At 59.1% G+C, this 19179-nt stretch carries 21 protein-coding genes; 5 read left to right on the top strand and 16 right to left on the bottom strand.

What is annotated here, in order from left to right:
• Positions 1 to 37: 37 nt before the first annotated feature.
• Genes ureG through ACR0I8_RS13270 form a run of 8 tightly spaced genes read right to left on the bottom strand, consistent with a single transcriptional unit; the run spans position 38 to position 5079 of the window.
• Complete coding sequence (gene ureG, locus ACR0I8_RS13305; protein WP_170461571.1) at positions 38 to 658, bottom strand: urease accessory protein UreG; 621 nt, start codon at positions 656 to 658, stop codon at positions 38 to 40.
• Positions 655 to 1308 carry an urease accessory UreF family protein gene (locus ACR0I8_RS13300; protein WP_170689064.1) on the bottom strand — a complete coding sequence of 218 codons (654 nt, stop codon included), beginning with the start codon at positions 1306 to 1308 and terminating at the stop codon, positions 655 to 657. The genes ureG and ACR0I8_RS13300 overlap by 4 nt, the downstream gene beginning before the upstream one ends.
• Positions 1292 to 1744, bottom strand: a complete 453-nt coding sequence (gene ureE, locus ACR0I8_RS13295) for an urease accessory protein UreE (protein WP_170378524.1) — start codon at positions 1742 to 1744, stop codon at positions 1292 to 1294. The genes ACR0I8_RS13300 and ureE overlap by 17 nt, the downstream gene beginning before the upstream one ends.
• A gap of 18 nt (positions 1745 to 1762) precedes the next feature.
• Positions 1763 to 3523, bottom strand: a complete 1761-nt coding sequence (ureC, locus tag ACR0I8_RS13290; RefSeq protein WP_170689063.1) for an urease subunit alpha — start codon at positions 3521 to 3523, stop codon at positions 1763 to 1765.
• Complete coding sequence (locus ACR0I8_RS13285) at positions 3523 to 3828, bottom strand: urease subunit beta (protein ID WP_170643278.1); 306 nt, start codon at positions 3826 to 3828, stop codon at positions 3523 to 3525. Before ACR0I8_RS13285 ends, ureC begins: the two co-directional genes overlap by 1 nt.
• On the bottom strand, positions 3825 to 3986 hold the full coding sequence (locus tag ACR0I8_RS13280) for a hypothetical protein (RefSeq protein WP_170378529.1): 162 nt from the start codon (positions 3984 to 3986) through the stop codon (positions 3825 to 3827). The genes ACR0I8_RS13285 and ACR0I8_RS13280 overlap by 4 nt, the downstream gene beginning before the upstream one ends.
• A gap of 15 nt (positions 3987 to 4001) precedes the next feature.
• Positions 4002 to 4304, bottom strand: a complete 303-nt coding sequence (locus ACR0I8_RS13275) for an urease subunit gamma (RefSeq protein WP_170378531.1) — start codon at positions 4302 to 4304, stop codon at positions 4002 to 4004.
• 1 nt (position 4305) lies between these two features.
• A complete protein-coding gene (locus ACR0I8_RS13270) occupies positions 4306 to 5079 on the bottom strand; it encodes an urease accessory protein UreD (RefSeq protein ID WP_170689062.1) in 774 nt (257 codons plus the stop codon).
• Positions 5080 to 5522: 443 nt separating this feature from the next.
• Between ACR0I8_RS13270 and urtA the strand changes: the two genes are divergently transcribed.
• From urtA to urtE, 5 genes are all read left to right on the top strand, one after another.
• A complete protein-coding gene (urtA, locus tag ACR0I8_RS13265) occupies positions 5523 to 6803 on the top strand; it encodes an urea ABC transporter substrate-binding protein (protein WP_170378535.1) in 1281 nt (426 codons plus the stop codon).
• 61 nt (positions 6804 to 6864) lie between these two features.
• A complete protein-coding gene (gene urtB / locus ACR0I8_RS13260; protein WP_170689061.1) occupies positions 6865 to 8817 on the top strand; it encodes an urea ABC transporter permease subunit UrtB in 1953 nt (650 codons plus the stop codon).
• A 3-nt stretch (positions 8818 to 8820) separates the two neighbouring features.
• Entirely contained in the window at positions 8821 to 10050 is a 1230-nt protein-coding gene (gene urtC, locus ACR0I8_RS13255; RefSeq protein ID WP_170689060.1) for an urea ABC transporter permease subunit UrtC, read from the top strand.
• Positions 10047 to 10787 (top strand): urea ABC transporter ATP-binding protein UrtD, encoded by a 741-nt coding sequence (gene urtD / locus ACR0I8_RS13250; protein WP_170689059.1) that lies wholly within the window; start codon positions 10047 to 10049, stop codon positions 10785 to 10787. The genes urtC and urtD overlap by 4 nt, the downstream gene beginning before the upstream one ends.
• Before the next feature lie 3 nt (positions 10788 to 10790).
• Positions 10791 to 11486 carry an urea ABC transporter ATP-binding subunit UrtE gene (gene urtE / locus ACR0I8_RS13245; protein WP_170689058.1) on the top strand — a complete coding sequence of 232 codons (696 nt, stop codon included), beginning with the start codon at positions 10791 to 10793 and terminating at the stop codon, positions 11484 to 11486.
• A 15-nt stretch (positions 11487 to 11501) separates the two neighbouring features.
• Here urtE and ACR0I8_RS13240 read toward each other — a convergent pair whose 3' ends face one another.
• The 8 genes from ACR0I8_RS13240 to ACR0I8_RS13205 form a co-directional block, all read right to left on the bottom strand.
• Complete coding sequence (locus ACR0I8_RS13240; RefSeq protein WP_170689057.1) at positions 11502 to 12599, bottom strand: M56 family metallopeptidase; 1098 nt, start codon at positions 12597 to 12599, stop codon at positions 11502 to 11504.
• Complete coding sequence (locus tag ACR0I8_RS13235; RefSeq protein ID WP_170378547.1) at positions 12586 to 12981, bottom strand: BlaI/MecI/CopY family transcriptional regulator; 396 nt, start codon at positions 12979 to 12981, stop codon at positions 12586 to 12588. Before ACR0I8_RS13235 ends, ACR0I8_RS13240 begins: the two co-directional genes overlap by 14 nt.
• A 65-nt stretch (positions 12982 to 13046) precedes the next feature.
• Entirely contained in the window at positions 13047 to 13448 is a 402-nt protein-coding gene (locus ACR0I8_RS13230) for a DUF2160 domain-containing protein (RefSeq protein ID WP_170378549.1), read from the bottom strand.
• Between the two features lie 8 nt (positions 13449 to 13456).
• On the bottom strand, positions 13457 to 14254 hold the full coding sequence (locus tag ACR0I8_RS13225) for a carbohydrate ABC transporter permease (protein WP_170378551.1): 798 nt from the start codon (positions 14252 to 14254) through the stop codon (positions 13457 to 13459).
• A complete protein-coding gene (locus ACR0I8_RS13220; RefSeq protein ID WP_085807799.1) occupies positions 14251 to 15114 on the bottom strand; it encodes a carbohydrate ABC transporter permease in 864 nt (287 codons plus the stop codon). The genes ACR0I8_RS13225 and ACR0I8_RS13220 overlap by 4 nt, the downstream gene beginning before the upstream one ends.
• Entirely contained in the window at positions 15114 to 16187 is a 1074-nt protein-coding gene (locus tag ACR0I8_RS13215) for an ABC transporter ATP-binding protein (RefSeq protein WP_170689056.1), read from the bottom strand. Before ACR0I8_RS13215 ends, ACR0I8_RS13220 begins: the two co-directional genes overlap by 1 nt.
• 1 nt (position 16188) lies before the next feature.
• Positions 16189 to 17238: an ABC transporter ATP-binding protein gene (locus ACR0I8_RS13210; RefSeq protein ID WP_170461603.1), complete on the bottom strand. Its 1050-nt coding sequence runs from the start codon at positions 17236 to 17238 to the stop codon at positions 16189 to 16191.
• Between the two features lie 86 nt (positions 17239 to 17324).
• Positions 17325 to 19064 carry an ABC transporter substrate-binding protein gene (locus tag ACR0I8_RS13205; RefSeq protein WP_170378557.1) on the bottom strand — a complete coding sequence of 580 codons (1740 nt, stop codon included), beginning with the start codon at positions 19062 to 19064 and terminating at the stop codon, positions 17325 to 17327.
• Positions 19065 to 19179 lie beyond the last annotated feature (115 nt).

The following is a 19179-nucleotide window of genomic DNA, read 5'->3' as shown; positions in this document are numbered from 1 at the left end:
AACAGTCGCCGCTCCAATCTGCGGCGACTGTTCTCCTTCAAGCCGTTTCAAGCCCACCAATCGCAGCCAGCGCGCTAACGATTTCGGGCACGCCCTGCCGTTGACGCAGTGAGGCGAACAAGAACGGTCGACCCTTGCGCATACGCGTGGCGTCTTCCTGCATCACCTCTAGCGACGCGCCCACATGTGGGGCGAGGTCGGTTTTGTTGATGATCAACAGATCCGATTTCGTGATCGCAGGCCCACCCTTGCGCGGGATTTCTTCGCCCGCAGCCACATCAATCACGTAGAGCGTTACATCTGCCAGTTCAGGGCTGAAAGTCGCCGACAGGTTATCGCCGCCGCTTTCGATCAGCACGACCTCAATCTCCGGATGGCGCGACTGCATTTCGGCCACAGCCGCAAGATTGATAGAAGCGTCCTCACGGATCGCGGTATGCGGGCAACCGCCGGTTTCCACGCCGATGATCCGGTCCTGAGGCAGTATCTGCATCCGCATCAGCGCCTCGGCGTCCTCTTGGGTGTAGATGTCATTGGTGATCACGCCCACCGAGCAGACATCACGTAGCGCCTCAGACAGCGCGGCAGTGAGGGTGGTTTTGCCCGCGCCGACGGGGCCTCCGATGCCGACACGAAGGGGGCCGTTCGTACTGCTCATGTTCGGAAAATCCTCGAATACTGTGTTTCATGCTTCATTGCCGCGATATCCGCGAGGAACGCCGTTGAACTGAGGTCCTCCAGACCCGCGTCCTGCGCCTTTGCGGCAATCGTTGCACAGAGGGGTGTCAGATCCCGTATCAGCCGCTGCGCATCGGTTTGACCCAAGGGCACAAGGCGCGTTGCGCAGGCGACCAGATTGCTCAGGAACGCCTGCAGGAACATCTCAGTAACCAATGGCAACGGCAAATTCTGCAATCGTGCCGCACGCCCTACCGCCACCGGATAGGTCAGGTGCTGCAAGTCCAAGCCCCAGACATCCCCGGTCACGGCTCCAAACGCCTGCCCGAGCAAACTGGTTTCCATCAACCGCTCAGATGAGGCGCTGAACGCGCGGGCTGTGGCGTCGATGTCGGTCAAGTCGACCGGGATTTCAGCGGCGTAAGCCGCCCCCAGAAAAAGCGCGTCGTTCCAGCCAGAGCCATGCTCTAATACGTCCGACACCCAGGCGCCCGTATCCTGAGGGCAGGTAACCGAACCAAGTTCAATAGCGGCCTCCAACCCATGAGAATAGGCGAAGCCGCCAACCGGATAGGCCGGAGACAACCACTGCACCAAGGTTAGGATATCGGAGTTAGTGGGCGTGGCCATGTGTCCTGCCATGACCATAAGCGCCGCCTTCGGGGGTGAAGGGTTCAACGACCTCTTGGATTTCGGCCCCCAGTTTCAGCAGCATATCTCGAATGACATGATCGCGTTGTATCAGGAGCCGGTCGGCTTCGATCTGACAGGGGGTGTGGCGATTACCAATATGCCACGCAAGGTGCAGCAGATTGTCCCCGCTGATTTCCAGCAACTCTTCCGGGGCAGCGATGATTTCAATCTCGCGCCCATCCTCCAGCACCAGAACGCCGCCATGGTCGAGGGATTTCGTGTGCGCCAGATCGACCAAAAAGGACTCACCATCATCTGTGGCCAGCATTTTACGGCGCAGGAAACGCCCGTCATAGTCCAGCGAGACCTGAGCATGCGCCGGATCGTGGTGGTGATCGTGATAGATTCGGGCGGTTTTGATCGCAGTGGTCATCGTGGCCTCCTTTTCAAATCAGAACATGAAATAGCGCTGCGCCATCGGCAGCACTTCGGCAGGTTGACAGGTGAGCAACTCCCCATCGGCTCGGACCTCATAGGTTTCCGGATCAACCTCGATCTGGGGCGTTGCATCATTCAGCAGCAAATCCTGCTTGCCGATATCGCGCGTGTTGCGCACGGCGACGATTTGTTTCGCCAGTCCCAGTGTATCACCGATCCCGCTCGCTTGCGCGGCCTCCGAGACAAATGTGATCGCCGAGTTTTCAACCGACCGGCCGTATGCTCCGAACATGGGGCGGCTATAGACCGGTTGCGGCGTAGGGATCGAGGCATTCGGGTCGCCCATCTGCGCACAGGCGATGGTGCCACCCAACAAGACCATCTCGGGCTTCACCCCGAAGAAAGCCGGGTTCCACAGGACCAGATCGGCGCGTTTGCCTTCCTCAATACTGCCGATCTGATGGCTCAGGCCATGCGCAATCGCCGGGTTGATGGTGTATTTCGCGATGTAGCGACGTACGCGCAAGTTGTCATTGTCACCTGTTTCCTCGGGCAGGCGGCCGCGTTGTTTTTTCATCTTGTCGGCGGTCTGCCATGTACGGATCAGAACCTCTCCGACCCGTCCCATCGCCTGACTGTCCGAAGCGATGATGCTGAACGCGCCCATGTCGTGGAGGATGTCCTCGGCCGCGATCGTCTCACGCCGGATGCGGCTTTCGGCAAAGGCCACGTCCTCGGGGATGGATTTGTCGAGGTGGTGGCACACCATCAGCATATCCAGATGCTCTTCGACCGTGTTCACAGTGAAGGGGCGCGTGGGGTTGGTCGAAGACGGCAAAACGTGGTTTTCGCCGCAGATCTTGATGATATCGGGGGCGTGGCCACCGCCTGCGCCTTCGGTGTGAAAGGCGTGGATCGTGCGGCCTTTCATTGCGCCCACGGTGTTCTCGACAAAACCGGATTCGTTCAGCGTGTCGGTATGGATCATGACTTGCACATCCATCGCGTCGGCCACCGAGAGGCAGCAATCGATGGCGGCGGGGGTCGTGCCCCAATCCTCATGCAGTTTCAGAGCGCAGGCACCTGCGTTGACCTGCTCCTCCAGCGCAGCAGGCAGAGAGGCGTTGCCTTTACCCGCAAAGGCCAGGTTCATCGGGAACGCGTCGGCGGCTTGCAACATACGCCCGATATGCCATGGGCCCGGTGTGCAGGTGGTGGCCAGAGTCCCATGCGCAGGGCCCGTCCCGCCGCCCAACATAGTGGTCAGGCCGGAATGCAGCGCATCCTCGATCTGTTGCGGGCAGATAAAGTGGATATGGCTGTCGAAGCCACCTGCGGTCAGGATGCGCCCCTCGCCCGCAATGGCCTCGGTGCCGGGACCGATGATGATATCTACGCCAGGTTGGGTATCGGGGTTCCCGGCCTTGCCGATCTTGGCGATAAGCCCGTCTTTCAGACCCACATCCGCCTTGTAGATACCCGAGTGGTCAACGATCAGCGCATTGGTGATAACCGTATCCACGGCCCCCTCGGCCCGAGTGGCCTGAGACTGTCCCATCCCATCGCGGATCACCTTGCCACCGCCGAACTTGACCTCTTCGCCGTAGAGCAGCGCATTGTCGCCAGTCCCCCCGGTGGCGGCAGCGCCCGCGCGTTCGGCGGTCAGGTCGCGTTCGACTTCGATCACCAGATCGGTATCGGCCAGCCGCAGCTTGTCGCCGGTGGTCGGGCCGAACATGGCGGCATAGTCAGAACGTTTGATTGTTGCCGGCATCAGAGCGACCCCATGACCTTTTGATTGAACCCATAGACTTTGCGCGCGCCCCCGATGGGAATCAGAGAAACCTCGCGCGCCTGACCGGGCTCAAACCGAACAGCGGTGCCGGGGGCGATGTCCAAACGCAGCCCGTGTGCCGCTGCACGGTCGAAGTCGAGCGCCGGATTTGTTTCGGCGAAATGATAGTGCGAGCCGACCTGAACCGGGCGGTCGCCGGTATTGGCGACCATCAGGGTGATTGCCTTTGCACTTGCGTTCAGGGTGATCTCACCCTCGGCCGGGAACAGCTCTCCTGGGATCATTTGTTCAACTTTACCATCAGCGCGATTGCGGCCAGTGCGACAACCGCCAGACCAACGCCAAGGGTCGCATAATCCGTGCCGTGCGCATGGATATGCGTATCGGTGTGTGCGGCGGCAGGGCCAGCAACGATCAGGGCGGGGAAAAGCATACGGGTCATATCTTGGTTCCTTTGTTAGCGAATTGGGTTGTGGACGGTCACAAGCTTGGTGCCGTCGGGAAAGGTGGCTTCGACCTGAACCTCGTGGATCATCTCGGGCACGCCCTCCATGCATTGATCCCGGGTGATCACTTCGGCCCCGGCCTGCATCATGTCGGCCACCGAACGGCCATCGCGCGCACCTTCGACCACAGCATCGGTGATCAATGCGATGGCCTCGGGGTGGTTCAGCCTAACGCCTCGGGCAAGGCGCTTGCGGGCAACTTCGGCGGCCATGGCGACCATCAGTTTGTCTTTTTCGCGGGGAGTCAGGTTCATCTCAGATCATCCAGCATCGGGGAAGAGTGTTGTTGTTGAGCTGCCGCAGAATCGGCATCAGCGCACGGCGCAGGGCAAAGCTGTTTTCGGCCAGCATCCGGATCACCAGCAGATCGTCTTGGATCAGCGTGGCACCCGCTGTATCGGGCAGCATCTGGCGCACCGTGTCCAATTGACCCTCGGCCGAGCTGCAGGCAAAGACAACCAGCGCCATTGCACCCGCCCCGTCTGCGATATGAGGTTTCGCGAGATGGGCGTGCAGGTCGCCGTCAAATCGCATCGTATCCAAGAACAGAGGGGCTCCGCCGCGCCGAATTTCGATCCGGTCCCGCAGACGGATATCGGTCAGAGTTTCACCCATCGCCGCGCGCCCGAAGACCAAAGGCTCCACCATAAGCAGCGTCGCGTCCGGCTCCATTTCGACCAATAGTCGACGATCCAGAGCACTGCCGTTGAACAGGATTGTCTCTTGCGGCAGCCAGTTCATGCGAGCGCCGGGCGCGACGGTCAGGTGATTGACGACCTGACCATAGGGGCCGGGCTGCGCCTTGTAGGCGCGCTCACACGCCTGCGTCGTCATCGTCAGAGTGGTACCTTCGCCCGCTGTTCCGGTGAACCGAAACGCATCCCCACCGGTGACGCCGCCAGCAGTGTTCAGCAGAACCGCATCCAACGTGTGCGATTCTGCACGCGGGAACAAGCACTTAAAAGAACCGGATTGGCGGAATACGTCCAGAACCGACCGCCTGCCCAACGGTTTGGTGCTGATCGACACGGCCCCCTTGGCACGGGGAGGGGTTTTGTCCGCTGTGGGCGTTATATGGGCAAGTTGCGTAATTGGGCACCCCCGAGGCGTCAGTTCATGCCCTGTGTTTCGGGTCTCGGATGGCGGAAAACCATTCTTGGGTGTCGCAATCGACCAAAAAACCGATGCAGGTGACCAAATTTTTGGCACACAGTCGGGCAATGGATTAAAAATTAATCAGATGCGGCTGATTCTTGCATTTACCTGACCGACAGGTTGCCAAGATTGCCGCGATGCAGAAACCGTATGGGTGCTCGTCGGGGGAAACATCTCGAAGGGTGTGTGACGGCTGCGCGAATTGGACCTCGAACACAACCGCCACACGATAACGCAACAACAGTTGCGGGGATCAGGTAGAAGAAGAGTGCGCCTTTGTGCAAGCCCTCTCTCCCGGCCCCGCCCAGGAGGATTACATGAAATCGCTCAAATCCACGCTCGCCGGATCAATGGTATTTGCTGCCATGGCCACCGCCGCATTGTCGGCTGAAGACACGATCAAGGTTGGCGTGCTGCATTCGCTGTCCGGCACGATGGCAATCTCCGAAACGACGCTGAAAGACACGATGCTGATGCTGATCGATCAGCAAAACGCCAAGGGCGGCCTGCTGGGCAAACAGCTTGAGGCGGTTGTTGTCGACCCGGCCTCGGACTGGCCGCTATTTGCTGAAAAAGCGCGCGAGCTGCTGACCGTGCATGAAGTGGACGTGATCTTTGGCAATTGGACCTCGGTTAGCCGGAAATCGGTTCTGCCGGTGATCGAAGAGTTGAACGGCCTGCTGTTCTACCCGGTTCAGTATGAAGGCGAAGAATCCTCGAAAAACGTCTTTTACACCGGTGCCGCCCCGAACCAGCAGGCGATCCCTGCGACTGACTACTTCCTGGATGAGCTGGGTGTTGAGAAATTCGCTCTGCTCGGCACAGACTATGTCTACCCCAGGACCACCAACAATATTCTGGAAAGCTATCTGAAGGGTAAAGGCATCGCGGACGAGGATATCTTCGTCAACTACACCCCCTTTGGTCACTCTGACTGGTCCAAGATCGTGGCGGACGTTGTTGCGCTGGGTGCGGATGGTAAGAAGGTCGGCGTGATCTCGACCATCAATGGCGATGCAAACATTGGCTTCTACAAGGAGCTGGCGGCCGCGGGCGTTTCGGCGGATGACATCCCGGTCGTAGCCTTCTCAGTCGGTGAGGAAGAACTCTCGGGTCTGGATACCACCAACCTGGTCGGCCACCTGGCCGCGTGGAACTACTTCCAGTCGGCAGATACCGACGTGAACGCCGAATTCGTTGAGACGTGGAAAGCCACCATGGGTGAAGACCGCGTGACCAACGACCCGATGGAGGCGCATTACATCGGCTTCAACATGTGGGTGAACGCCGCGACCGAGGCGGGCTCGACCGAGGTCGACGCTGTCCGCTCGGCCATGTACGGGCAGGAATTCCCGAATCTGACAGGTGGCACTGCCGTAATGCTGCCGAACCACCACCTGGCCAAGCCGGTTCTGATCGGTGAGATTCAGGAAGATGGCCAGTTCGATATCATCAGCGAAACAGACGTCGTTCCAGGTGATGCATGGACCGATTTCCTGCCAGAATCGGCGGTTCTGATCTCGGATTGGAAAGACCTGGGTTGCGGTATGTACAACACCGAGACCAAAACCTGCGTTCAGACCCTGTCGAACTACTAACCTTCTCGCAAGGCGGGTATCATCGCCCGCCTTGCCCTAAAGACACCTCGGGTTTCACCACATGTTACGACTATTCCTTGCGGGTCTCGCAATCCTATGCGCCTGCCTAACGGCCAATGCGCAAGAGAGCGGTTTGCAACCGATCCTGCAAGAGCATCAGGAAATCATCACCAAAAGCTCGCGCAAGACGATCAAACCGGCGATTGATGCGATTGCCAGCAGCGGTCTACCGCAAGCGCAGGTGATGCTTGAGACATGGGCCGCCAAAGACGTGTGGATGCGCAAGTCGGACGGCCTGTTCTTTGCAGGTAAAAAGGCCGAGGGCCGCTCGTATGAGCTGACCGATTTCGACACCGGAGAGGTTGTTGGAACGTATCAAAAATCCGACCTGAAGCAGTTGAAACCCAATAGCGGCATCCGCGCGATGATTGGAACAGCTTTGGTCCAGTTCCAACTGACCGACCCGGACCGGGCAAAACGTCTGGCAGCTTTGACTTCTATTCAACGCGATCCCGAAGGCGCTCTGCTGGTGCCGCTGCGCGCCTCGATTGAGGACGAGCCCGATGCCGATCTGAAAGCGCAGAAGCAACGTCTCGAGCGGTTGCTGACCATCGGCTACGACGAAGATACCGCAGCACGTGTGGCTGCGATTGAAGACATGTCCGACGATCTGGGGGTGGACGTCCGCGCGGCTCTGAACCCTTTGGTCGTGACGAATCGACATACGGGCACAGATCTGCCCTCTGATGCGAATATCGCCGCCATTCTAGATCCCGGATCAGAAGCCCTGACGAGGGGCGAGGCATATGATCTGTTGGTTGCCAATGAACTTGCCGCACCGCGCACATCGCCCGACGACATACGCGCCGCACTGGCCGCCAATATCGACGGAGGCCGCGTGGGGGGCATTCCTGTCGCGCAGCTGAACTCTGACACCACGCGTGCTCAGGCTTACGCTGTTTTAGCCGAAGCCGGCCTTGTGGCTGCTTTGATCACCGAGGCCGACATCGATTCTGCGTTGGAAACGCATGTCTTCTTTGAGACCTATGCCGAACCCTCACCCGAAATCACAACCGCAGCCGAAAAGGCGCTGGAACAGATCGAGCTGAAGGTCGGTTTGAACCAGACCCTCGACCTGACACTGGACGCAATCTCATTGGCGTCGATCTATTTCCTCGCTGCCATCGGTCTGGCTATCACCTTTGGCGTGATGGGTGTGATCAACATGGCCCACGGTGAGTTCATCATGATGGGCGCCTACACCGGCTACGTCGTGCAGCAGTTCATCCCCGACCATACGCTCTCAATCATCGTCGCCATCCCCATGGCCTTCGCGGTCACCTTCGCCATGGGCGTCGCGATGGAGCGGTTGGTGATCCGCTGGCTCTATTCGCGCCCGTTGGAGACGCTGCTGGCGACGTTCGGCATCTCGATTGCCCTCCAACAGCTGGCCAAGAACATCTTTGGTACGCAGGCCCGACCGCTGACCGCGCCCGGCTGGCTGGACGGGGCGTGGGTGCTGAACGATGTGGTCTCGATCAGCTATATCCGTATCGCGATCTTCGTTCTGGCGCTGATCTTTCTGGGACTGTTCCTTTACATCATGAAGCGCACCCGGCTGGGGCTAGAAATGCGCGCGGTGACTCAGAACCCACGCATGGCGGGGTCGATGGGGATCAATCCGGGGCGGGTGAATATGCTGACCTTCGGGCTTGGTTCCGGCATTGCCGGGATCGCCGGGGTTGCGATAGGTCTGTTCGCCAAAGTCACCTCGGATCTGGGCAGCGACTATATCGTGCAAAGCTTCATGACCGTGGTCGTTGGCGGTGTCGGCAACATCTGGGGGGCGCTGGCAGGCGCAGGCATGATTGGCTTCCTGCAAAAGGGCATCGAGTGGATGAACCCGTCGAACACCCTCGCGGCGCAGACCTACATGATCATCTTCATCATCATTTTCATCCAGTTCCGGCCAAGAGGCATTATCGCCCTCAAAGGCCGCGCGGCGGGGGATTGAGCCATGGAACGCAGCTTTGTCGCCAAGAACCCCTCCGTACTGGTCTTTCTGGCCATCCTGTCGCTGTTCACTTTGGGCGTAACCGTCCTGTCCGAAGGGTTCGGAATCGGCGTGATCTCGACCAGTTTCGTCAAGACGCTGGGCAAGACCCTGTGCCTGTGCCTGATCGCCGTGGCGATGGATCTGGTCTGGGGCTTTACCGGCATCCTCTCGCTGGGTCATTTCGCATTCTTCGGGTTAGGAGGCTACATGATCGGCATGTGGCTGATGTACGAACGCACACGCCTGATCGTGGTCGAGTCTCTGTCTCAAGCCGAAATCCCACCGACCCCGGCTGAGGTCGTGGACGCCATCGGAACGCAGATATTCGGTGTGGTCGGGTCATCGGATTTTCCGCTGATTTGGGCCTTTTCCCATAGCCTGACCCTGCAACTGATCCTGGTCGTTTTGGTGCCTGGACTTCTGGCGCTGATCTTCGGCTGGCTGGCCTTCCGCAGCAGGGTCACCGGCGTCTACCTGTCGATCCTGACCCAAGCCATGACGCTGGCGCTGGCCCTCTACCTTTTTCAGAACGACAGCGGATTGCGCGGCAACAATGGCCTGTCGGGCCTGCAAAACCTGCCGGGTGTGACCGCCTCGCAGGACGTGGTGTCGATCTGGTTCCTTTGGGCCTCGGCGCTGGCACTTGGCTTGGGCTATATACTCGCGGCGTGGGTTGTGTCGGGCAAGTTCGGGTCGGTCATCCGTGGCATCCGAGATAATGAGGCGCGGGTGCGATTCCTTGGCTATTCTGTCGAGGTCTACAAACTGGCCGTGTTCACCCTGACCGCCTGTATCGCCGCCATCGCGGGCGCGCTCTACTACCCTCAAGCTGGGATCATCAACCCCGAAGAGATGGCCCCCATCGCTTCGATTTATCTGGCCGTTTGGGTCGCCATTGGTGGGCGTGGTCGCCTGTATGGTGCGGTGATCGGGGCGGCTTTCGTCAGCCTGCTCAGCACATGGTTCACCGGCGGACAGGCCCCTGATATCCCACTTGGGTTCTACACGATCAAATGGGTCGACTGGTGGCAGGTGCTGCTGGGCATCTCCTTCGTACTGGTAACTCTGTTCGCACCAAAGGGCATCGGAGGGCTGTTCGACCTCTGGAGCAACCGCCGTGCGCCGCAGCGCCATGGTGCGCCGCTTGGCCCCGACGACAGCGCCCTACGCGAAAAGGAGGCAACGGAATGAGCACTCTGCTAGAGGTTAGCGGCGTTTCGGTTACCTTCGACGGGTTCCGTGCCATCAACAATCTCTCCTTCCAGATCGGCGAGGCCGAACTGCGCGCAGTGATTGGCCCGAACGGGGCCGGAAAAACGACCTTCATGGACATCGTCACAGGCAAGACGCGGCCAGACGAAGGCCGCGTGATCTGGGGGGAAAAATCCGTCTCACTGCTGCGGATGAGCGAGGCGAAAATCGCGCAGGCCGGTGTCGGCCGGAAATTCCAAAAACCTACCGTGTTCGAGGACCAAAGCGTTAGAGAAAACCTGCTGATGGCCCTCAAGAACAAACGCGGTTGGCTGGGCGTCCTATTCTATCGCCCCACGAACAGCGACCTGGGAAAGGTCAAGGAACTGGCGGATGAGATCGGCCTGAAGGACGAACTTGACCGTAAATCCGGTGAACTCAGCCACGGGCAGAAACAATGGCTCGAGATCGGGATGTTGCTGGCACAGGAACCACGCCTTCTGCTGGTTGATGAGCCTGCCGCCGGGATGACCCCGCAGGAGCGCGAGCACACGACCGACCTTCTAGTTCAGGCCGCCAAGACCCGCGCCGTGGTGGTTGTCGAACATGATATGGAGTTCGTCCGCCGCCTGAACTGCAAGGTTACCGTTCTGCATGAAGGAGCAGTTCTGGCCGAGGGGTCGCTGGACCATGTGACATCAAATCAGGACGTCATCGACGTCTATCTGGGGCGTTGAGCGATGCTGAAACTGAACGATCTGACCCTGCACTATGGCCATTCACAAATCCTCAACGGTATCTCGATGGAGGCCGAGAGGGGTGAGGTGACCTGTGTGATGGGCACCAATGGTGTCGGCAAGACCAGCCTGATCAAGGCGATCTCGGGCACCCATCCCCGCTCTGGCGGGTCGCTGACACTGGACGGCGAAGACCTCGGCCCGCTGCCTGCGCATCAGATGGCCTGGAAAGGTGTCGCCTATGTCCCGCAAGGGCGCGAGATTTTTCCGCTTCTGACGGTGCGCGAGAATCTCGAAACCGGGTTCGCCTGCCTTCCCGCGGCTGAACATTTCGTGCCGGATGAGATCTTTGATCTGTTCCCGGTTCTGGCCCAGATGCAGCATCGGCGCGGAGGAGATTTGTCCGGTGGCCAGCAGCAACAGTTGGCGATTGCCCGGGCACTGATCACAAAGCCCCGGCTCTTGCTGCTGGACGAACCTACCGAGGGCATTCAGCCCAACATCATCCAGCAGATCGGCGAAGTGATCCGCCACCTGCGCGATCAGAGTCAGATGGCAATCCTACTGGTCGAGCAATATTTCGACTTTGCCTACGACCTCGCCGACCGATTTGTCGTGCTGCGTCGGGGCGAAATCCTGCTCGAAGGCCGCAAGCAGGATGTGTCACGGGATCAAGTTCTTCGAGGCGTCTCGGTCTGATCGAGACGTCGCTTGTCAGTTGCCGCTGTTGCGACGTTCCAGCCGCTCAAGGTTGACCACGGTCGAAAGCATAAGCCGGTCTTGGCTCCATCCGTCGGTCTCGCGCAAACTGGCCGAGCCCCAAGCCAACACAATCGCAAAGATCAGGCTGAAAGTCAGGACCATCGCATGCAGCGGATGCCCCCCTTTTGGTCCGTCTGCCAAAGCGATCACACGCTGTCGCAGCACCCGCTTCGCCTTGTTCCCATTGACCAGCGCAACATTCAGAACCTGCGGACGCTCGCGCGAGACAGTGCGGGCACAATAGTCCAGCAGGCATTTGGCATAGTCCACCGTATCCAGTCTGCGTCTGGCGACAATGGCCTGGTCGCAACCAAGCTCACGCAGCCGCTCAAACTGATAGCGCAGGATGTGATAGGCCGGATTCCAGAAGAACAACGGGCGCAGAAACTCCAGCACCAGTTCCCATTCGACGTCTCCGCTGCGCACATGCTGGAACTCATGCGCAATCGCGAACCGCAATTCGTGACGATCGTTCAGCAGGTTGCTAGGCAGGATTACGTGACGACGGCGCAGGCCCCGCACGGCAAAGGGAACTTTGATGTGATCCGACAGACGGACATCCACCTTGGCCGAACGCTTCCACAGGAAACTGTCCAGGACCGTCTGACGAATTTGCAGCGCAGCCCAGATCACGCGGATGACCAGCATGGCCGAGACTAAGGCTAAAGCCGCAAGAGCAGCAATCGCCCAGATTGAGCTACCATCCAAAGCCGCCTCGACCCAGCGCTGGCGCGTGTTCAGCAGCGTCTCAAACTGGGTTGCAGGCAGCGCGATCTCACCCCTCAGATAGGCCGCAACGGCCACGTCGCCGATGGCCATCGGCTGACCGGGCCAGACAAGTTCGAACAGATGCGCCACCCCAAAGGCCAGCACCGGGCTGAGCATAAGGCAAAGCACCAGCGCCCTGAGCAGGCGAAACTGATCGGAAAAGGACAGTCGCATCGAGGTTCGCGACAGTACAAATCGGGCTGCGAACCACAACACGACCGATAGGATCAGAACAAAATTCAGTTCGAGATAGGCATCGAGAACCGGCTTAACCGCTGTCATTTTGCAGTCTCCTTTCTACCAATGCCCGAATATCCTCAAGATCCGCCTCGCTCAGACCCGCATCATCCACCAAGCGCGCAACCAGCGAGGCTGGTGTGTTGTCAAACAACGTCCGCGAGAGATTCTGAAGCGAGCGGGCCTGGTACCGATCCTTGTCTAGAAGAGGGCTGTAGATCAGGGTTTTTCCGTCCTTGCGGCTTTCGACAAAACCTTTTTCGTCGAGAATACGCAGGATCGTTGCACCTGAAGTATAGGCCAGATTCCGTTCCGGTGGCAGGCGGTCCAATACATCACGCACCGAGCCTTCCCCTAGGGCCCAAAGCTCGTTCATGAACTCCAGTTCAACCTCGGTCAGCAGATTTGTCGTCTTTTTCTTTCGCATTGCTCTTGGTGTCGTCATGATTGGTGTGCCTGTCAGACAAGCATCCTTTCGTGTTTTGTCAAAGCCTAAACTTTCCAGAAAACGAAGAAACCCCAGCCGATGGACAGAAACAGCGGTGTCCAGACCGGTTGGCCCACGAAACCGAGCCACGCCAGAAAGATATAGGCCGAGCCAAGCAGCGTGATGAACAAGCGGTCGCCCAATGTTGTGGTCAGACCCAGCACGCCCTTGCGTTCAATGCCATCGCGGAATTTGAATCCTTCCAGCACGCCGATCAGCGCAATGGCCGAGAAGATGCCGACGAACAAAGCCAGCGTGGCTGGCGTCCAAGCCATCCAGAAATCAGGCCACAGCGGATCGGTCCATGAAAAGCCTTTTTCCTCTTGCTGGCCGACGCTGCCCCAACCCGCCTGCTGGGCAAATGCCGCAGAGGGCAGGAAGGGAAGGATGATAAGAAGTTTGCGCATATCGAACCTCATACACGTCCCATCGCGAAACCACGCGCGATGTAGTTGCGGACAAACCAGATGACGATGGCGCCGGGAATGATGGTCAGTGTTCCGGCAGCTGCCAGCAGGCCCAATTCATACCCCGCGCTGGATGCAGTACGAGTCATCACGGCGGCAATGGGCTTGGCCTCAACCGCCGTAAGCGTCTTGGCCAACAGCATCTCGACCCACGAGAACATGAAGCAGAAGAACGCCGCCACACCCACGCCCGCTTTGATGTTGGGCAGGAAGATCGTCACGAAGAAGCGCGGGAAGGAATAGCCGTCGACATAGGCGGTCTCGTCCAGCTCTTTCGGGATACCCCGCATGAACCCTTCCAAAATCCACACCGCCAGCGGCACGTTGAACAACGTATGCGCCAAAGCCACGGCCAAATGGGTGTCAAAGAGCCCTATCGAGGAATAGAGCTGGAAGAACGGCAGCGCGAACACCGCAGCCGGAGCCATCCGGTTGGTCAGCAGCCAGAAGAACAGCTGCTTGTCGCCCAGAAACCGATAGCGCGAGAACGCATAAGCCGCAGGCAAGGCCACACAGACCGACAGCACCGTGTTGATCGTCACATAGATGATCGAGTTGATATAGCCCCAGTACCACGTCGGATCGGTGAGGATGGTGGTGTAGTTCTCAAGCGTGAAGGTCTGGGGGAACAGGGAAAAGCCCGACAGGATCTCATTCGTGGTCTTGAAGGACATCGCTACCAGCCAATAGATCGGCAGCATCAGAAACGCGATATAGAGGATCGGGATAAGAGACCGCTTCTTCATTGCGCGTCATCCTTTGTCATCAGAGTGTAGAAGACCCAGCTGACCAGCAGCGTGATAGCGAAGTAGATCAGGCTCATCGCGGCTGCAGGGCCAAGGTCGAACTGTCCCAGCGCGATCTTCACAAGGTCGATCGACAACAGGGTAGTTGAGTTGCCCGGGCCACCGCCGGTCAGAACGAAAGGCTCGGTATAGATGTTGAAACTATCCATGAAGCGCAGCAGAACGGCGATGGTCAGGACGGTCTTCATCTTGGGCAGTTGGATATAGCGGAACACCGACCACGGGCTGGCGCCGTCGATCTTCGCCGCCTGATAATAGGCGTCCGGGATCGACACGAGGCCCGCGTAGCACAGCAGCACAACCAGCGACGTCCAGTGCCAAACATCCATGACGACGACCGTGATCCAAGCCGACAGAGGCTGTTGCGTCATGTCATAGTTGATGCCCAGGACGTCATTCAGGAAGTAGCCCAGCAGGCCGATCTTGGGCAGCGTGAAGATGTTCCACATCGAGCCAACCACGTTCCAAGGGATCAGCATCGGCAGGGCCATCAGGACCAGACAGACCGGCACCCAGAACCCTTTGCGCGGCATCGACAGGGCGACGATGATGCCCAAGGGCACCTCGATCAAAAGGATCAGGAAGGTGAACAGGAACTGCCGTCCCAGCGCGGCCTGAAAGCGGTCCGAGCGCAGGATTTGCTCGAACCAGCCCAGACCTTCCCAAAAGAACTGGTTGTTGCCGAAGGTTTCCTGCACCGAGTAGTTGACCACCGTCATCATCGGCACCAGCGCGTTGAACGCGACCAGTGCCAGCACCGGCAGGACAAAGAACCAGGCTTTTTGGTTTTCTGTTCTCATCAGCTGCGCTCCTCGGTTGCGATCCAGCCGTCGCGGTAAACGCGAGATTGTTCTGGTTTGAATTGCAGGAAGACCTCTGAGCCCGGTTCAGGCACAGAATGTTCGGTCACGGCCTTGAGGGCCGTATTGCCGACCATCGCGCTGACCACATAGTGGCGACCGATATCGGACACTTTGGTGACATGCGCCGGAATGCCGGTATCGCCGAAGCCCACATATTCCGGGCGGATACCCAGATCGGTGCGTCCTCCGTCGCCATGGGTGGGACCCTCCAGCATCACTTCATGGCCCTCAAACACAGCCCGGTCGCCTTTGGCGTCGCAGGGCAGAACATTCATGCCGGGGGAGCCGATAAAGTGGCCAACAAAAGTGTGCTGCGGGCGCTCAAACAGCTCAACAGGTGTGCCGATCTGAACGACTTCGCCGTCTTGCATCACGACCACCTCATCCGCGAAGGTCAGCGCCTCGGTCTGGTCGTGGGTCACATAGATCATGGTTGCCTGCACTTTCTGGTGCAGTTCCTTCAGCTTCGAGCGCAGCTTCCATTTCAGATGCGGGTCAATCACGGTCAGCGGCTCGTCAAACATCACCGCGTTCACATCATCGCGCACCAGCCCGCGCCCCATCGAGATTTTCTGCTTGTTGTCCGGGCTGAGGCCGCTGGCGCGGGTGTTCAGCATGTCCGTGACGTCCAGCATCTCGGCGATCTCATCGACGCGCCGTTTGATCTTGGCGGGGTCGACGCCTCGGTTTTTCAGGGGAAAGGCCAGGTTTTCACCGACGGTCATCGTGTCGTAGATCACAGGAAACTGGAACACCTGCGCAATGTTGCGCTGATCGGGTGGAAGGGCCGTAACATCCTGACCGTCAAACAGAATCTTCCCCTCAGACGGCGTCAGCAGCCCCGAGATAATATTCAGCAGAGTGGACTTGCCGCAGCCAGACGGCCCCAGCAGCGCATAAGCTCCGCCGTCGCGCCACGTGACATCGACTTCTTTCAGCGCATAGTCCTCGGGGCCTTTCGGCGCGGGCATGTAGCTGTGTCGCAGATTGGAAAGCTTGATCTGTGCCATGTCAGGCCACCCTTTGGCCGTCTTGGCCGAAATACCGGCAATGCGCCGGGTTCATGTAGAAACTGTGATCCTCGCCGACCTGATAGGGGTGAACCCCTGCCGCCAAAGACACCCAGTCGTCCGAGCCATGCCGGAAATGCGCGCTGGAATCCGATCCCGACAGTTCGGTCACAATCACGCGGCCTGTCAGTTCAACGTCAGCCTCAGATGTCCGGATTGGAGTGACGCGATGCGGACGCACGGCGACCATGTATTCGCCATCGGCCATATTCTGAACCGCCCAGCCGCCGCCTCCGGCAAGCTGCGCTTGTGCGCCGGATACCGTGATACGCGCCACGTTGATCGGCGGGTCCGAGAATACGCGTGCCGCAGCCAGATTTTCGGGATTGCGGTAGATATCAGCCGTCGGGCCGAACTGCGTCACATACCCGTCTTCCATCAATGCGGTATGTCCACCCAGCAAGAGCGCCTCTTCGGGTTCCGAGGTCGCATAGACCACCACGGCGCCACGCCCGGCGAACAGATCGGGCAACTGCTCACGCAGCTCTTCGCGCAGTTTGTAGTCGAGGTTGGCCAGCGGCTCATCCAGGAATACGGCGCGGCTTTCTTTCGCAATCGCACGGGCCAAGGCGGTGCGTTGTTGCTGGCCACCAGACAGTTCGTGCGGGCGGCGATGCAGCATCGGGCGCAGTTGCAACAGGTCGGCAGCCTCTTCTACGCGCCCTTCGATTTCGGATTTCGCCATCCCGGCAACGCGCAGGGGCGAGGCGATGTTGTCGAAGACGGTCATATGAGGGTAGTTCACGAAGAACTGGTGGACCAGGCTGATCTGCCGCTTCTGCGTGTTCAGCTTTGTCACATCCTGCCCATCCATGAAGACCTTGCCCGAGGCGATCGGGTCCAGCCCGGCCATCATCTTGATCAGAGAGGTCTTGCCCGATCCCGTCGCACCCAGCAGCACATTGAAATGGCCGGTCTGCAGCGTCAGGGATGTGGGTTTGATATGGATGACGTTCCCGACCCGTTTGGTCGCGTCTTTAAGTTCGATCATGTCCGTGAATTCCGATCCCGCAGCGCCATGCGCTGTCTTGGTCTTGGGATGGGGATGCCGCAATCGGCACCCCCGGTTTCAATCGCTTACTGAGACTGCCAGCGCTGAACCAGTTCGTCATAGTTGACGGTCTGGCCTTGCGGCTTTTCGTTCTCAAGCTTGGCCTTGGGCGAGCCCTCTTTCTCCAGCCAGAAGGCAGGATCCTGCGGCTCGTTCAGACGTGGGCCGCAGCCACCGTAGACACCGGCACTTTCATCCGCGGCCTGCATACGGGCCATGGTGATGTCCATTTCCTCGGCCAGACGATCCATCGCCTCTTGCGGGGTGAAGGCGCCCGAGTTCACGTCACCGATCTGCTGCCACCAGATTTGGGCCAGCTTCGGATAATCCGGAACGTTGATGCCGGTCGGCGACCATGCCACACGGTCAGGTGAGCGGTAGAACTCGACCAGACCACCCAGCTTGGGTGCGCGTTCGGTGAACGACTCGTGGTTGACCGAGCTGTCGCGGATGAAGGTCAGACCCACATGGGACTTCTTCACGTCAACAGTCTTCGACGTCACGAACTGAGCATAGAGCCAAGCCGCCTGGGCACGATCCTCGGGGGTCGATTTAAGGAACGTCCAGGAGCCCACGTCTTGGTAGCCGACCTTCTGGCCTTCTTCCCAATAGGGGCCGTGCGGGCTGGGCGCCATCCGCCACAGCGGCGTGCCTTCGTCGTCCACGGTGTTGTTGCCTTCGGACTTCGGCTTCACCATGTCAGCGGTAAAGGCGGTGTACCAGAAGATCTGCTGGGCCACGTTGCCTTGGCTAAGCGCTGGCAGCGACTGGTAGAAGTCATAAGACGCCGCACCCGGAGGAGCGTATGCCCGCAGCCACTCATCCCACTTGCGGATCGCGTAGACCGCAGCCGGACCGTTGGCCGCACCACCGCGCGAGACGGAGGCCCCGACAGGGTTACAGGTGCCCGCTTCCATGCGGATGCCCCACTCGTCAACGGGGATACCGTTCGGCTCACCCACGTCACCGGCACCGGCCATCGACAGCCACGCGTCGGTCATTCGCCAGCCAAGGTCAGGCGCGCGTTTGCCGTAGTCCATGTGACCGTAGATTGTCACACCGTCGATCTCTTTCACGTCGTTGGTGAAAAATTCGGCAATGTCTTCGTAAGCGGACCAATTGACCGGAACGCCAAGGTCATAGCCATACTTCTCTTTGAAGGCGGCCTTGTTGGCCTCGTCATCGAACCAGTCTTTGCGGAACCAGTAGAGGTTCGCGAACTGCTGGTCGGGCAGCTGATACAGCTTGCCATCCGGACCGGTGGTGAACTGAATGCCCATGAAGTCATCCAGATCCAGCGTCGGCGAGGTTGTCGCCGCCCAGTCGCCTGCCATCATGTCGGTCAGCGGATAGGCCAGTTGCAGGCGAGAGTGCGTCCCGATCAGGTCACTGTCATTGACGTAACCGTCATAGAGGTTCCGGCCCGTCTGCAGCTGGGTCTGAACCGCCTGAACCACTTCGCCCTCGCCGAGGATCTGGTGGTTGACCTTGATCCCGGTGATCTCTTCGAACGCCTTGGTCAGCACCTCGGATTCATACGAGTGCGTTGGAATACCTTCTGACAGAACGTTGATTTCCATGCCCGCATAAGGCTGTGCAGCTTCGATGAACCACTTCATCTCGCCCATCTGTTCGTCTTTCGACAGAGTCGATGGCTGGAATTCGTCGTCGATCCAACGTTGTGCTGCGGCTTCGTCGGCCCAAACGGGACCGTGCCCCGCAATGACGGCAGCCGCCGCCACTGCGGAAAGTAGATGTCTCCGCATCTGTTTCCTCCCAAAAACTATGGATTCCGGCGCGAACCGGATGGCAACCAACATCAGCGATTTACCGCGCATCTGTCAAACTAAATTTTTAGTAATTGACGCGAGGGCAGAAAAT

Source organism: Ruegeria sp. BG9 (assembly GCF_056538305.1).
This window is presented reverse-complemented; position numbering and strand designations above follow the sequence as displayed.

Bases quoted from the DNA above. Each gene is read 5' to 3' on its own strand.
- ACR0I8_RS13240 (WP_170689057.1), bottom strand. From the start codon at position 12,599: ATGACAGCGGTTAAGCCGGTTCTCGATGCCTATCTCGAACTGAATTTT.
- ACR0I8_RS13280 (WP_170378529.1), bottom strand. From the start codon at position 3,986: ATGACCCGTATGCTTTTCCCCGCCCTGATCGTTGCTGGCCCTGCCGCC.
- ACR0I8_RS13285 (WP_170643278.1), bottom strand. From the start codon at position 3,828: ATGATCCCAGGAGAGCTGTTCCCGGCCGAGGGTGAGATCACCCTGAAC.
- ACR0I8_RS13210 (WP_170461603.1), bottom strand. From the start codon at position 17,238: ATGATCGAACTTAAAGACGCGACCAAACGGGTCGGGAACGTCATCCAT.
- ureE (WP_170378524.1), bottom strand. From the start codon at position 1,744: ATGACCACTGCGATCAAAACCGCCCGAATCTATCACGATCACCACCAC.
- urtE (WP_170689058.1), top strand. From the start codon at position 10,791: ATGCTGAAACTGAACGATCTGACCCTGCACTATGGCCATTCACAAATC.
- urtD (WP_170689059.1), top strand. From the start codon at position 10,047: ATGAGCACTCTGCTAGAGGTTAGCGGCGTTTCGGTTACCTTCGACGGG.
- ureC (WP_170689063.1), bottom strand. From the start codon at position 3,523: ATGCCGGCAACAATCAAACGTTCTGACTATGCCGCCATGTTCGGCCCG.
- ACR0I8_RS13215 (WP_170689056.1), bottom strand. From the start codon at position 16,187: ATGGCACAGATCAAGCTTTCCAATCTGCGACACAGCTACATGCCCGCG.
- ACR0I8_RS13205 (WP_170378557.1), bottom strand. From the start codon at position 19,064: ATGCGGAGACATCTACTTTCCGCAGTGGCGGCGGCTGCCGTCATTGCG.
- ACR0I8_RS13300 (WP_170689064.1), bottom strand. From the start codon at position 1,308: ATGGCCACGCCCACTAACTCCGATATCCTAACCTTGGTGCAGTGGTTG.
- ureG (WP_170461571.1), bottom strand. From the start codon at position 658: ATGAGCAGTACGAACGGCCCCCTTCGTGTCGGCATCGGAGGCCCCGTC.
- ACR0I8_RS13230 (WP_170378549.1), bottom strand. From the start codon at position 13,448: ATGCGCAAACTTCTTATCATCCTTCCCTTCCTGCCCTCTGCGGCATTT.
- urtC (WP_170689060.1), top strand. From the start codon at position 8,821: ATGGAACGCAGCTTTGTCGCCAAGAACCCCTCCGTACTGGTCTTTCTG.
- ACR0I8_RS13220 (WP_085807799.1), bottom strand. From the start codon at position 15,114: ATGAGAACAGAAAACCAAAAAGCCTGGTTCTTTGTCCTGCCGGTGCTG.
- ACR0I8_RS13275 (WP_170378531.1), bottom strand. From the start codon at position 4,304: ATGAACCTGACTCCCCGCGAAAAAGACAAACTGATGGTCGCCATGGCC.
- ACR0I8_RS13225 (WP_170378551.1), bottom strand. From the start codon at position 14,254: ATGAAGAAGCGGTCTCTTATCCCGATCCTCTATATCGCGTTTCTGATG.
- urtA (WP_170378535.1), top strand. From the start codon at position 5,523: ATGAAATCGCTCAAATCCACGCTCGCCGGATCAATGGTATTTGCTGCC.
- ACR0I8_RS13235 (WP_170378547.1), bottom strand. From the start codon at position 12,981: ATGCGAAAGAAAAAGACGACAAATCTGCTGACCGAGGTTGAACTGGAG.
- urtB (WP_170689061.1), top strand. From the start codon at position 6,865: ATGTTACGACTATTCCTTGCGGGTCTCGCAATCCTATGCGCCTGCCTA.